General features: G+C 70.5%; 12 protein-coding genes. 6 read left to right on the forward strand and 6 right to left on the reverse strand.

What is annotated here, in order from left to right; genetic code table 11:
• Positions 1-167 precede the first annotated feature (167 nt).
• From msrB to AC1DPN_RS02485, 3 genes are all read left to right on the forward strand, one after another.
• Positions 168-569, forward strand: a complete 402-nt coding sequence (gene msrB, locus AC1DPN_RS02475; RefSeq protein ID WP_477083134.1) for a peptide-methionine (R)-S-oxide reductase MsrB — start codon at positions 168-170, stop codon at positions 567-569.
• A 124-nt stretch (positions 570-693) separates the two neighbouring features.
• Positions 694-1,476: a nuclease-related domain-containing protein gene (locus AC1DPN_RS02480; protein ID WP_477083135.1), complete on the forward strand. Its 783-nt coding sequence runs from the start codon at positions 694-696 to the stop codon at positions 1,474-1,476.
• Positions 1,477-1,599: 123 nt separating this feature from the next.
• Positions 1,600-2,052, forward strand: a complete 453-nt coding sequence (locus tag AC1DPN_RS02485) for a MarR family winged helix-turn-helix transcriptional regulator (protein ID WP_477083136.1) — start codon at positions 1,600-1,602, stop codon at positions 2,050-2,052.
• 59 nt (positions 2,053-2,111) lie between these two features.
• On the opposite strand, the gene AC1DPN_RS02490 is transcribed toward AC1DPN_RS02485, so the two are convergent.
• From AC1DPN_RS02490 to AC1DPN_RS02500, 3 genes are all read right to left on the reverse strand, one after another.
• Entirely contained in the window at positions 2,112-3,824 is a 1,713-nt protein-coding gene (locus AC1DPN_RS02490) for an MDR family MFS transporter (RefSeq protein ID WP_477083137.1), read from the reverse strand.
• A gap of 63 nt (positions 3,825-3,887) precedes the next feature.
• Positions 3,888-4,409, reverse strand: a complete 522-nt coding sequence (locus tag AC1DPN_RS02495) for a MarR family winged helix-turn-helix transcriptional regulator (protein WP_477083138.1) — start codon at positions 4,407-4,409, stop codon at positions 3,888-3,890.
• 179 nt (positions 4,410-4,588) lie between these two features.
• Positions 4,589-6,094: a sugar porter family MFS transporter gene (locus tag AC1DPN_RS02500; protein WP_477083139.1), complete on the reverse strand. Its 1,506-nt coding sequence runs from the start codon at positions 6,092-6,094 to the stop codon at positions 4,589-4,591.
• A 189-nt stretch (positions 6,095-6,283) separates the two neighbouring features.
• Here AC1DPN_RS02500 and AC1DPN_RS02505 point away from each other — a divergent pair, with 189 nt between their 5' ends.
• The 3 genes from AC1DPN_RS02505 (at position 6,284) to AC1DPN_RS02515 (ending at position 8,881) form a co-directional block, all read left to right on the forward strand.
• Positions 6,284-6,883 (forward strand): hypothetical protein, encoded by a 600-nt coding sequence (locus tag AC1DPN_RS02505; RefSeq protein WP_477083839.1) that lies wholly within the window; start codon positions 6,284-6,286, stop codon positions 6,881-6,883.
• Positions 6,884-7,238: 355 nt separating this feature from the next.
• Entirely contained in the window at positions 7,239-7,859 is a 621-nt protein-coding gene (locus tag AC1DPN_RS02510) for a DUF47 domain-containing protein (protein WP_477083140.1), read from the forward strand.
• A 5-nt stretch (positions 7,860-7,864) separates the two neighbouring features.
• Entirely contained in the window at positions 7,865-8,881 is a 1,017-nt protein-coding gene (locus AC1DPN_RS02515; protein ID WP_477083141.1) for an inorganic phosphate transporter, read from the forward strand.
• Here the strand turns inward: AC1DPN_RS02515 and AC1DPN_RS02520 are convergent.
• From AC1DPN_RS02520 to mshD, 3 genes are read right to left on the reverse strand one after another with little or no spacing between them, the layout of a single operon-like run.
• Positions 8,878-9,855 carry an NUDIX hydrolase gene (locus AC1DPN_RS02520; protein ID WP_477083142.1) on the reverse strand — a complete coding sequence of 326 codons (978 nt, stop codon included), beginning with the start codon at positions 9,853-9,855 and terminating at the stop codon, positions 8,878-8,880. The genes AC1DPN_RS02515 and AC1DPN_RS02520 overlap by 4 nt on opposite strands.
• Complete coding sequence (locus AC1DPN_RS02525) at positions 9,852-12,098, reverse strand: RNA degradosome polyphosphate kinase (protein WP_477083143.1); 2,247 nt, start codon at positions 12,096-12,098, stop codon at positions 9,852-9,854. The genes AC1DPN_RS02520 and AC1DPN_RS02525 overlap by 4 nt, the downstream gene beginning before the upstream one ends.
• Positions 12,095-13,066: a mycothiol synthase gene (gene mshD / locus AC1DPN_RS02530; RefSeq protein WP_477083144.1), complete on the reverse strand. Its 972-nt coding sequence runs from the start codon at positions 13,064-13,066 to the stop codon at positions 12,095-12,097. Before mshD ends, AC1DPN_RS02525 begins: the two co-directional genes overlap by 4 nt.
• Positions 13,067-13,179 lie beyond the last annotated feature (113 nt).

Below are 13,179 nucleotides of genomic sequence, written 5' to 3' on the forward strand. Positions count from 1 at the left end.
TAGGGCGCCCGCTGGGCAGAGCGTATTCGGAAGTGTGGTGCGAATCACGACAACGCAGGTCAGAGCGCCGTGCAGGCGCGTCGGGAACTCTCGTGACGGTGGCGTGGTTGAGCAGGACGTCGGGCGGTCCAGGGGACCGGTCCGACGACGATCCTGGAAGGAGTCTCATGACGTACGAGGTCACGAAGACCGACGAGCAGTGGGCCCTGGAGCTCGAGCCGAAGGAGTTCGCCGTGCTCCGCAAGGCGGGCACCGAGCGGCCGTGGACGGGTGAGCTGCTGGACGAGAAGCGCGAGGGCGTCTACCGGTGCCGGGCGTGCAGCAACGAGCTGTTCCGCTCCGACACCAAGTTCGACTCGCACTGCGGCTGGCCCAGCTTCTTCTCGCCGCTGGCGGGCGACCGGGTCGAGCTGATCACCGACCGCACGCTGGGGATGGTGCGCACCGAGGTGCGTTGCGCGCGCTGCGGGTCGCACCTGGGGCACGTCTTCGACGACGCCCCGCAGACGCCCACGGGGGACCGGTTCTGCATGAACTCGGTCAGCCTGACGTTCGAGGCAGACAGCTGACGAGCCCGCATCGGGACACACGGACGGGGAACGTCGCGGCGCGTCGCCGCAACACCCCGTCCGTGTGACGTCCGGATGGTCGACACCGCTGAAGTCTGGAGGGTCTCGTGCCGATAATGCAGGCGTGGAAGATGTCCTGACAGTGCGGAGATGGCGGCGCTACGGCGCCGACCGTCTGTTCGTCACGCAGGAGACCGGCCGCAGGGTCGGTTCGGTCGATCTGCAGTCCGGTGAGGTCGTCGCGGACGACCCTGTCCTGGAGCTCGGGCTGCGCAGGGCGGCGCAGGCCTACCTGCGCGCCGACGTCACCGAGCTCGCCCTTCCCGTGGCTACGCCCGGGGTCGGTGCGCTCGACGCTGCGGACGATGCCGCGCTGCAGGCGTGGCTGGGCGGCGACGACTGGGACGCCATCGACCTGGACACGGTCCGGGCCGAGCGCGGAAGCTCCGTGCGCACCCGGCTCGAGCGCCTCGGCGACGAGGGCTGGCAGGTCATCCACGACGTCCCGCTGGGTCGTCAGGGCACCCTGGTCGAGCACCTGCTCATCGGACCGGGCGGCGTCTTCACCGTCGCCGAGCGTCGGCACCCCGGTCAGCGCGTCGTCGTCGAGGGACGAAGCCTCAAGGTCGACGGCCGCTCGATGGCCTACCTGCGCGACGCTTCTCTCGAGGCAGGCCTGGTCCGGGGGATGCTCCTGTCGGCCGGCTGTGCCAACGTCAACGTCCGCGGCGTGGTCGTCGTGCACGGTGAGCTCGAGATCCTGCCGGGCACCGCGCGGTGCGAGACGACCGTGATGGCGCGACAGGACCTGCAGGCAGAGTTCCGGCGGATGCCCGAGCGGCTCGACGTGCATCGCGTCGCCGCGATCGCCCATGTCGCCCGCAAGCGCGCGACCTGGTCCCGCTGAGCCAGTCTCACCACGTGGTCTGGGTGCTGACACCCATGTCTCGTCGCTGATCTGGAGCAACGCCGAGTTTCTAACCCGGTGCCGCTAGGGGCTTTACGCCGCCAGGTCCGCCAAGATGGGGCGGTGGTCGACGAACAGTTCCGGCAGCTCGAACGCGAGATGGGCCTGCTCCTGCGCCGGGCCCAGGCGTCGTCTGCCGCCATCTCGCGGCACGTCCACCCGGACCTGGAGCCCGCCGCCTACTCGCTCCTCGCGATGATCGCCGCGACCCCCGGTGTGCGAGCCAGCGACCTGGCCGCCAACATCGGCGTCGGTCGCGGCACCATGTCTCGTCAGCTCGCCCGGCTCGGCGAGCTCGGCCTGGTGTCCCGCCGTCCGGATCCCGACGACTACCGCGGTCAGCTGCTCGACCTCACCGACGAGGGTCGACACCGGTACGAGACCGCGCAGAACGCCCGCCGCCTGTTCTTCCGCAAGGCCCTCGGCGGGTGGACGGACGACGACATCAGCTCGTTCGCGGTCCAGGTGGCCCGGTTGAACTCCGACCTCGCGGCCGCGCGGGAACCCAAGGACTGACACGCGCGGCCCCCGGTCGGAGGGGACCGAGGGCCGCGCGTGCCGAATCTTCGCTCAGGTCACGCGCGGGCGCGACGCGAGTCGTCCACGAGCTCCTCGAGCTCGTCCTCGACGGTGACCGCGTCGTGCGACGACGCGGGGAGCACCGACCGACCCTCGACTGCACCCTCGACGGCACCGTTGTCCAGGAGCTGCTCGATGCCCGAGCGGTTGCCGAGCGGCACCTCCTTGAGGAACAGGACGGCGATCAGCGAGACGAGCGCGATCGGCGCAGCGACGAGGAACAGCTCGGCGATCGCCGTGCCGAACGACTGCTCGACGATGACCCGGATGTTGTCCGGGAGGGTCGAGAGATCGGGCAGTGCGTCGCTGCCACCCATGAGCGACGGGTCGATGCCGGCCGACGCGAGGCCGCTGACCAGCAGGCTCGTCACCTTGTTCGCCAGGACGGCGCCGAGAACGGAGACGCCGAGCGCGCCGCCGAGCGTCCGGAAGAACGCGACGGTCGCGGTGCCGGAGCCGACCTCCTTGATGTCGAGCGTGTTCTGCACGGCCAGCACGAGGTTCTGCATCAGCATGCCGACGCCGAGGCCGATGACCACCAGGTAGAGGCCGACCAGCGTGAAGCTGGTGTCGTACTCGATGGTGCCCATGAGCGCCATGCCGCCGGTGAGCAGGATCGCGCCGGCGACCATGAAGCCCTTGTAGCGGCCCGTGCGGCTGATGATCTGGCCCGAGATCGTCGACGAGACGAGCAGCCCGGCGATCATCGGGATGGTCAGCAGGCCGGACTGGGTCGGGGTCTTGTCGCGCGCCAGCTGCATGTACTGGCTGAGGAACACCGAGGTGCCGAACAGGGCGACGCCGACCGAGATGCTCGCGATCACGGCCATCACCAGCGTGCGGTTCTTGAAGAGGTGCAGCGGGATGATCGGCTCGTCGGCCCGGGTCTCGGTCCAGATGGCCAGCCCGAGCGCGAGGACCGAGCCCCCGACCATCGCGGCGGTCTGCCACGACGCCCACGCGAACGAGCTGTCGGCGAACGTGATCCACAGGAGCAGCAGGGCGATGCCGATCGAGAGCAACGCGGCGCCGAGGTAGTCGATCTTCACGACGCGCTTCGGGCGCTTGGGCAGGTGCAGGGTCCGCTGCAGGACGACGATCGCCGCGATCGCGACCGGAAGGCCGACGAAGAAGTTCCAGCGCCAGCCGGGTCCGTCGGTGATGACGCCACCGAGCAGCGGGCCGCCGACCATGCCGAGCCCCATCACCGCGCCCATGAGGCCCATGTACTTGCCACGCTCGCGCGGGCTGATGATGTCGGCGATCAGGACCGTGCCGAGTGCCGTCAGGCCACCCGCGCCGATGCCCTGCAGGGCGCGCATGCCGATGAGCATCCCGACGCCGTGCGACAGACCGGCGAGCGCCGACGAGATCACCGAGATGGCGAGTGCGAGCTGGATGAGGAGCTTGCGGTCGACGAGGTCGGCGAGCTTGCCCCAGATCGGGGTCGAGATCGTCGTGGTGAGCAAGGTGGCGGTGACCACCCAGGTGAACGCGGACTGGGACCCTTCGAGGTCCGAGATGATCCGAGGGAGCGACGAGGAGACGACGCTCGTCGCAAGGATCGAGACGAACATCCCCAGCAGGATGCCGGAGAGCGACTCGAGGACCTCGCGGCGGGTCATGGTGGGCGGGGCGGCCTTGGCGTGCGCGAGCTCGCTCTCGGCCGTCGACGTGGGCTCTGTGCTGGATGCTGCCTGTGCGGACATGTGCTTCGTTCTTTCTTTCCGACGGGGACCCGGCGACGTCGGCAGGTCGTGATCTTCTTCGGGTCAGGCGGGCGTGGGTGCGTGCTGGGGCGCCGTGATCGTCGATGCGAGGCGGTCGAGGAGCTCGGTCGCCGACCTGACGTCCGCCTCCGTCCAGTCGCCGAACATCAGCGCGCCGCGGCTCTCGAGCTGGACGTGCAGGTCGAGTGCGAGCCGACGACCTGCAGGGGAGAGCTGGACCGTGCGCACGCGCCGGTCGTCGTCGTCGACCGCGCGCTCGACGAGTCCCTCGTCGACGAGCTGGCTGACCTGGCGGCTCGCGACCGAGAGGTCGACGCGCATCAGGTGGGCGATCTCCCCGACCTGGACCGTGCCGCGCACCTCGAGGATCCGGATGATCGACAGGGTGCCGCGCGAGCAGCCGAGGTCCCGGCTCAGCTCGAGCGCGGACTCACGCAGCGCGCGGCTGAACGACGAGATCGACTGCAGCAGCGTCTCCTGCGGGGTGCATTCTCGTGTCTCGGGTGCGCGGTGGAGGCCGTCGACCTGGGTCTCGGTCCGGCTCTCGGACGCGGTGGTGGGCATGGTGGGTTCCTCGGTTGATTTGGTTGCTCAGCACAACTGTACATCTATATGTGCTCCAAGCAACTAAGCCGCGAGTTTGTTCCCGTCCCGTCGAGCAGAACCTGGACGCACGACGGCGCGGTGGCTGCAGGAGCCCACCGCGCCGCCTTCGCCCGCCCCGACGGCGGATCGCGTCCTCGTCAGGGGGACGCGGCCGTGCCCCGCCGGGAGCGGTCGACCTTGACGCCCTCCATGTCCTCGAGCTCGATGCCCTTGGTCTCGGGCACCTTCCAGAGGGTGAACAGGAACGAGAGCATCGCGAATATCGCGTACATCAGGTACGGGATCGCGGCTCCGAAGCGGTCCAGCAGGGGCGGGAACGAGATCGTGATGAGGAAGTTCGCGATCCACTGGGCGGCCGCGGCCACACCGAGCGCCGCCGCGCGGATGCGGTTGGGGAACATCTCGCCCAGCAGCACCCAGACGAGCGGGCCCCAGGTGGCGCCGAAGAACACCACGAACAGGTTGGCGGCGATCAGCGCGGTGATGCCCCAGGCCTGGGGTAGGTCCGTCTGCGTCATCATCTGGCCGACGTTGTCCGGGTCGGGGACCTCGGTGTAGGTGGCCTGCGTGAACGCGATCGCCATGAGCCCGAGGGTCGTCGCCATGCCGATCGACCCGGTCAGGAGCAGTGGGCGGCGACCGACCTTGTCGATGAGGGCGATCGCGATGAACGTGACGGCGACGTTGGTCACCGACGTGATCGTGGAGACCATGAACGACTGGCTCTCGTCGAAGCCCACGGCCTGCCAGAGCGTCGTCGAGTAGTAGAAGATCACGTTGATGCCGACGAACTGCTGGAACACCGACAGCAGGATGCCGATCCACACCACCGGCAGCAGGCCGAACCGGTTGCCGCGCAGGCTGGACTGGGACTCGAGCTTCTTGTCCGTCGCGATCGTGTGCTCGATCTGGACCACGTGCGACTCGACGTCGACGCCCTCGCCGAGCGTCGTCGCGAGCACGGCCTTGGCCTCCTCGCGCCTCCCGGTGGCGATCAGGTAGCGGGGCGACTCGGGGATGCGCAGCGAGAGGTAGCCGTACACGGCCGCGGGGATCACGGCGACGATGAACATCCAGCGCCAGGCCTCGAGGCCCAACCACAGCGTCTCCGAGGCGCCGCCCGCGACGCCCTGGAGGAGCTGGTCGGACAGCAGCGCGGCGAAGATACCGAGCGTGATGGCGAGCTGCTGGAGGGACCCGAGCCGGCCACGCATGGCCGCCGGGGCGATCTCCGCGATGTAGGCCGGCGCGATCACGGAGGCGATACCGATGCCGACGCCCGCGAGCACGCGCCACAGGACCAGGTCCCACACGCCGAACGCGAGCCCGGACAGGATCGACGAGACGAAGAACAAGACCGCGCCGACGAACATCACGCGGGTCCGCCCGAACCTGTCGGCCAGCTTCCCGCCGAGCCACGCGCCGAACGCACAACCCAGCAGGGCGACCGCGACGACGAAGCCGGTGAGCGTGGACCCGATGTCGAACTCGTCGCTGATGGCGTCGACCGCTCCGTTGATCACCGAGCTGTCGAACCCGAACAGGAACCCGCCGACCGCGGCCGCGACGGCCAGGCCGATCGCCTTGTTCTTGTACGGGTTCTCGGCCGCCTGCCCCGGCGGCTGCACTGACGCGTCCGACATGCCCCTGACCCCTCTGTCGGCTCCCGAGCAGTTCCCCGGAGCTTCGTCCACCTTGGCCCCGGACCGGTGATTGCGCACGCGGTCGGTGTGGCCGGCGGCGAGATGCTGGCCGACGGTGCGGCCACGGTGCAAGATCGTGCGATGGACGCGACGACCGGTGGAAGCGCGCGGCGGCCCCGCAGGCCCGCGATGCTCGACCCTGCCGCCGCCGACGAGCTGCCCGGCGGGTACGACCCGGCCGTGCGCAACGAGGCGGCGCACGCGTCCGCGGCCGCCTTGGTGCACCAGGGGCGCGCCAACGCGGAGCCCGAGGTCGTCGCCCGGCTGGTGTCGCTGGTCGAGACCGAGGGTCTCGACGTCGTCGCGGCCCTGTGGTCGGACAGCTCCCCGGACACGCTGCCGGGTGCGCTGTGGCGTCTGTACGTGCTGCGCGAGTGGGTCCGCCGTGACCCGGAGACGATCGCCGACCGGTACCGGATGGGCGTCGCCGCGGCCCCGGTGCACGATGCCGTCGCGGGCGTCGCCGACGCGCCAGGACCGGCAGACGTGCGCGCCGTCGCCGACGCCGTCCTCTCGGGCGTCTATGCGGGTGATCTCGCGGTAGCCCTGGAACGCGCAGCCGCCTTCTGCCAGGTGCTCGCTACGGGCGCTGCGTTCGACGCCGACCACCTCGACGACCTCGACCCGTCAGGCGCCGCCAGGCTGACCCGCGCAGCGGCGTCGCTGGTCCGCACGGCCGAAGAGCTCGCTCGCGCAGCGTCGCTGTGGCGGGCGGGCATGCTCGACTAGCAGGCGCCTCTGTCCCGGTTGGGGCGGGTATGCGGCCTCCGATTTCGCTTCGCGCGCAGCGGGTCCATGCCGGGGAGCATGCACAGCGGACTAGAATGGGGACCGACGCCGGGTCGCGGTAGCCCCGGGCTCCATCTCAAGCCGCTTCGAGCGGCCCCGCGCCGAGAGGCGCTCCCGGCCCGGCGTCATCACACCGGCAGTCGCGCCAGAAGGTGCCGCCGAAGTGGATCCGCGGACGTCGCCCGCCTGTCACCATGTGTCCATGCGCAGGCCGCCGTGCGTTAGGCATTCGACCGGGCGTGACCTAGCCTGATCCCGCCTCCCCGCCCCCAGTCCACTCTTCCCGGAGCCTGCTGTGCGCCTGCGCCTCACACCGCGCGACACGACGTTCTTCGATCTCTTCGCTGACCAGGCGATCCATCTCGTGACCGGAGCGAACCTGCTCGGCGAGATGCTCGGCGCCGACCGTTCGTCCCGCAAGGAGATCGGCAAGCGGATCGCCGACGCGGAGCACGAGGCGGACGACGCGACGCACCTGATCATGCGGCGGCTGAACTCCACGTTCGTCACACCGTTCGACCGCGACGACATCTACATGCTCGCGTCGAGCCTCGACGACTGCATGGACTTCATGGAGGAAGCGGCCGACCTCATCGTCCTCTACAAGGTGGACGACCTGCCGGCCCGCGTGTCCGACCAGGTGCAGGTGCTCCAGCGCGCCGCCGAGCTGACCGCCGAGGCCATGCCCCGGCTGCGCTCGATGGACTCGCTGTCGGAGTACTGGGTCGAGGTGAACCGCCTCGAGAACCAGGCCGACAAGATCCACCGCAAGCTGCTCGCCCAGATGTTCGACGAGATCACCGACCCGATCCAGCTGATGAAGATCAAGGAGATCGTCGAGCGGCTCGAGGACGCCGCTGACGCGTTCGAGAAGGTGGCGAACACCGTCGAGACCATCGCGCTCAAGGAGTCCTGAACGCGGTGGAACTCGCGCTCGTCATCATCGTCGTGGTGTTCGCGCTCGGCTTTGACTACACCAACGGTTTCCACGACGCCGCGAACGCGATCGCGACCTCGGTCTCCACCCGGGCGCTGACCCCGCGTGTCGCGCTGCTGATGGCCGCGTTCTTCAACCTCCTCGGCGCTCTCCTGGGCACCAACGTGGCGACGACCATCGCCGAGGACATCATCAGCATCACGGACGTCAGCCCCGAAGAGGGCCTGATCATCGTGCTCTCCGCGCTCGTCGGCGCCATCACGTGGAACCTGATCACGTGGCGCCTGGGCCTGCCCTCGTCGTCGACGCACGCGATCATCGGCGCGCTGACCGGCGTCGGCATCGCGGCGAGCGTGACGGTGCACTGGGACCAGATCTGGGACAAGGTCGTCCTGCCGATGGTGTTCTCCCCGGTCATCGGGTTCCTCGGCGCGTTCACCCTCATGGTCCTCGTGCTGTGGCTCGTGCGGAACCGCGCCCCCGCTCGCACCCAGCGGCGATTCCGGCTCGCGCAGACGGCCTCCGCGGCGGCCATGTCGCTCGGCCACGGTCTGCAGGACGCCCAGAAGACGATGGGCATCATCGTCCTGGCGCTCGTCGCGGGTGGGTTCCACACCGGCACGTCGATCCCGCTGTGGGTCAAGCTCTCCGCCGCCACCGCGATCTCGCTGGGCACCTACGCGGGCGGCTGGCGCATCATGCGCACGCTCGGCCGCAAGATCATCGAGCTCGACCCGGCCCGTGGCTTCGTGGCCGAGTCGGTCGCGTCCTTCGTGCTCTACGGCAGCGCGTACTGGTTCCACGCACCCGTCTCGACGACGCACACGATCACCTCGGCGATCATGGGCGTCGGCGCCACGAAGCGGCTCTCGGCCGTCCGCTGGGGAGTCGCCAAGAACATCGCGTTCGCGTGGGTGCTGACCATCCCCGCGGCGGCCCTCGTCGCGGCGGTCGTCTACTGGATCCTCAACCCGATCCTGCTGGGGCTCGGGGCCCGCTAGGCCTCGTGCGGCCGGTGCGTCTCGGTCGCGACCACGCGCGGCCCCTTGGGCGTCTGCGCGACGTGTGCGACGAGCACCTGGGCCGGGTGCAGGAACGGGTCTTCGAAGGGCATGGCGTCCGCCACGGGGCGGCGCGCGTGCTGTGCGAGGACGTCGACCACGGTCGGCAGCACCGGCCGGTGGGTGCACAGCACGGCGTCCGAGTGCGCCGCGAGCAGCGCCAGGACCTCCGCGGCCACCCGGGCGGGCGAGCTGTTGTGCTGGTCCTCGGTGAGGATCGACGACACCTCGGGCACCACCTGCGCGGCGGAGGCGTACGGCGCGATCGTGCTGACGCAGCGCGCCCAGGCGCTGGTGACCACGCGGCCCACCCCGAACGTCGACAGGATCGGGACCAGCGCCTTGGCCTGCCGCAGGCCCTCGGGCGTGAGCGGGCGGTCCAGCTCGGTGCCCTTCCAGTCCGACCGTCGACGGGCCGTGCCGTGGCGGGCGACCACCAGGGCGCGCGTGTCCAGCCGGTCCTTGGCGTAGGCCTCGACGAGCTCGTCCAGCGGCTCCTGGTCGTCGGGGCGGGTCAGTCGCTTGAATGCGACGTCGGCGTCGAACCAGCGCAGCTGGTCGATCTCCTTGGGAGACACCGGCGGGACCGGTGCGCGCGCGCGCAGCGCTGCCGCGTCGGGCCGGCCGGCCACCTGCGCGGCCCAGTAGTGCACGCGCTTGCGGCGCCCGTCGGACAGGTCGTACTCGAGACCGGGCAGCGGGATGCCCAGCACCACGTCGTGACCGGTCTCCTCGGCGACCTCGCGCGTCGCCGCGCCCAGGATCGTCTCTCCCGGGTCGACCTTGCCCTTGGGCCACGACCAGTCGCCGTACCGCGGCCTGTGCACGAGGGCGACCTGCAGCTTCCCCAGACGAACGCGCCAGACGAGCGCGCCGGCCGCCTCGACGACGGCCGGTGCTTGCGTCGGGCTCACCGCCCGGCGCCAGGCTTGCGGCGCTGGCGGTTGATCAGCGCGGTCTGGAGGTCGACGAGCGGCCCGTCCGGTCCGGTGTGGTGGCGGTCCCAGCTGCCGTCGGAGGCGAGGTGCCAGGATGCCGTGCCGTCGTCCATCGACTCGTCGAGCAGCTCTATCAGCTCGCTGACCTGGTCGATGTCGGCGATCCGGACGAGCGCCTCGACGCGACGGTCCAGGTTGCGGTGCATGAGGTCGGCGGAGCCGATGTAGACCTCCGGACCGTCGAACGTGGCGTCCTCGGGCTTGATGGACGATGCGAACGCGAAGATGCGCGCGTGCTCGAGGAAGCGGCCGAGGATCGAGCGGACGCGGATCGTCTCCGAGAGACCCGGCACGCCGGGGCGCAGCGCGCAGATGCCGCGCACGATCAGGTCGACCGGCACGCCGGCCTGCGACGCCCGGTAGAGCGCGTCGATCGTGGCCTCGTCGACCATCGAGTTGACCTTGATCTTGATCCACGCGGGCTTGCCCTCGCGTGCTGCGGTCGCCTCCCGGTCGATGCGCTCGACCAGGCCGTTGCGCACCGAGCGGGGCGCGACGAGCAGCCGGTGGAACCGCGACTTCGGTGCGTACCCCGAGAGCTGGTTGAACAGCCGGGTGAGGTCCTGACCGACCTCCGGGTCGCTGGTGAGCAGCCCGAGGTCCGTGTACAGCCGCGCGGTCTTCGGGTTGTAGTTGCCGGTGCCGATGTGGCAGTAGCGACGCAGGCCGTCGGACTCCTGGCGGACCACGAGCGAGAGCTTGCAGTGCGTCTTGAGGCCGACGATCCCGTAGACCACGTGGACGCCCGCCTGCTCGAGCTTGCGGGCCCAGGAGATGTTGTTCTGCTCGTCGAAGCGCGCCTTGATCTCGACCAGCGCGAGGACCTGCTTGCCCGCCTCCGCGGCGTCGATCAGGGCGTCGACGATGGGGCTGTCGCCCGACGTGCGGTAGAGCGTCTGCTTGATCGCGAGCACCTGGGGGTCGGCCGCGGCCTGCTGCAGGAACGTCTGCACGCTCGTCGAGAACGAGTCGTACGGGTGGTGCAGGAGGATGTCGCGCTCGCGGATCTTGGCGAACATGTCCGCCGGCGTCGCGCTCTCGACCTCGGCCAGCTGGCGTGGGGTGGAGGCGACGAACCGCGGGAACTGCAGCGCCGCGCGGTCGAGGTCCGCGATGAGGTTCAGACCGGTCTGGTCCAGCGGCGCGGGCAGCTGGTAGACCTCGTCCTCGTCGATCCCGAGCTCGCGGATGAGCAGGCTGCGGATGCGGGGGCTGATGCCGTCGGCGATCTCGAGGCGGACCGGCGGGCCGAACCGCCGACGCAGCAGCTCCTTCTCCATGGCCTTGAGAAGGTTCTCGGCGTCGTCCTCCTCGACCTCCACGTCCTCGTTGCGCGTGACGCGGAACGTGTGGTGCTCCTGCACCACCATGCCCGGGAACAGCTGCTCGAGGTGCTCGGAGATGACGTCCTCGACGGGCACGAACGACATCGGTCCGCGCTCGAGGGAGGCTGCCTGCACGTCCGGGGCGCTCGGGCGGCCGGACGCGTCGACCGCGATGAACCGGGGGAGCAGCGGCGGGACCTTGACGCGCGCGAAGTGCTCCTTGCCCGTGGCCGGGTTCGCCACCACGACCGCCAGGTTGAGCGACAGGCCCGAGATGTACGGGAAGGGGTGCGCAGGATCGACGGCCAGCGGGGTCAGGACGGGGAAGATCTGCCGGCGGAAGAACTTGCGGAGCCGGTCCTGCTCGGACTCGCCCAGCTCGTCCCAGCGCACCAGCGTGATGCCCTCGGCGGCCAGCTCGGGCTGCACCTGGTCCGCGAAGACCGCGGCGTGCCGGTCCATGAGCCTGTGCGCCTCCTCGCTGATGGCCTCGAGGACCTGCCGCGGGGAGAGACCGGACGCGGCCGTGACCGCGATGCCGGTGGCGATCCGGCGCTTGAGGCCGGCGACGCGCACCATGAAGAACTCGTCGAGGTTCGAGGCGAAGATCGCCAGGAAGCGGACCCGCTCCAGCAGCGGCTTGGTGGGGTCCTCCGCCAGCTCGAGCACGCGCTCGTTGAACGCCAGCCAGGACAGCTCGCGGTCCAGGAAGCGGTCGTCCGGCAGCGGTTCGAGCTCGAGCTCCGCCTCGGCCAGCTCCAGGGTGTCCGCGGGTCGCACGTGCTCGGCGATGTGGGCGGCAAGCGAGGGCTCGAGGGCGGTGAGGTCCGTCATGCGCCCATCGTGACACCCCGGGGTGAACTCTTGGTATCCGATCCGAACATCACGTCGGCACCGGCGCGGACGAAGCCCGCACGCTCGTAGGTGTGGACGGCGACCGTGTTGTCCGCCTCGGTGTAGAGGATCGCCGCCGACAGGCCGCGGGATGCCAGGTGGTCGAGGCCCAGCGCCGTCAGAGCGCGACCGAGGCCGAGGCCCTGGGCGTCCGGGTCCACACCGACCACGTAGATCTCGCCGACGGGCTCGGGTCCGTGCTCGCCCGCCGGGTGCACCTTGGTCCACACCGAGCCGAGCAGCTGGCCGTCCCGCTCGGCCAGGAGGAAGCCCGAGGGGTCGAACCACTCCTCGGCCTCGCGTGCCAGCAGGTCTGCCGACGTCATGCGCCCCTGCTCGGGGTGGTGCGCGAACGCGCGCGAGTTGACCCGGCGCCACGCGTCCTCGTCGGAACCCGGCACGAACGGGCGGACGGCGACGCCGCTCGGCAGCGCCGGTGCGGCGCCGTGCCGGGTGGTGAGGTCGACGCGCATCTGGAGCAGCTCGCGGACGACGTCCCAGCCGACCGACCCGGCGAACGCCCGTGCGGCGGGCAGGTCGCCGTGCGCCCAGACCCGCACGACCCGGTCCGTGACGACGCCAGCCTCGGCCCGTGCCCGCGCGAGCAGCGCTCGGCCGACGCCACGCCTGCGGTGCGCCGGGTCGACGACCAGCTCGGCCCGCAGGCTCGTCTGCGAGCCGACGTCGAGCTGTGCGTAGCCGACGAGCTCGCCGTCCACGACGGCCTGCAGGTGCACGGCCGGGGCCTCGGGCTCGACGAGCCGGAGCAGCGGCTGCTCGGAGAGGGGCGCGACGCCGTCGGTGGCGGCGGCCCGCTGGGCCAGTGCCCGGACGGACTCCGCGACCGAGGGGGAGAGCGGACCCGCCGTCGCCGTGACGACGACCTTCGTGGACACCTGGTCGGCCATGACCCCATCCCACCACGCGACCAACCGGACGGGTGTCCAGCAGGCGGAGCGCGTTCCGGTGAACCACTCCGGTCGTCCGGGCCCGCCCGGCGTGAGCGGGTAGGTTGGGCGGG

It is taken from the genome of Cellulomonas sp. P4_H4, from assembly GCF_056400865.1.

Coding starts and splice junctions, on each gene's coding strand:
- msrB (WP_477083134.1), top strand. CDS start 168: ATGACGTACGAGGTCACGAAGACCGACGAGCAGTGGGCCCTGGAGCTC.
- AC1DPN_RS02490 (WP_477083137.1), bottom strand. CDS start 3,824: ATGTCCGCACAGGCAGCATCCAGCACAGAGCCCACGTCGACGGCCGAG.
- AC1DPN_RS02495 (WP_477083138.1), bottom strand. CDS start 4,409: ATGCCCACCACCGCGTCCGAGAGCCGGACCGAGACCCAGGTCGACGGC.
- AC1DPN_RS02500 (WP_477083139.1), bottom strand. CDS start 6,094: ATGTCGGACGCGTCAGTGCAGCCGCCGGGGCAGGCGGCCGAGAACCCG.
- AC1DPN_RS02505 (WP_477083839.1), top strand. CDS start 6,284: ATGCTCGACCCTGCCGCCGCCGACGAGCTGCCCGGCGGGTACGACCCG.
- AC1DPN_RS02525 (WP_477083143.1), bottom strand. CDS start 12,098: ATGACGGACCTCACCGCCCTCGAGCCCTCGCTTGCCGCCCACATCGCC.
- mshD (WP_477083144.1), bottom strand. CDS start 13,066: ATGGCCGACCAGGTGTCCACGAAGGTCGTCGTCACGGCGACGGCGGGT.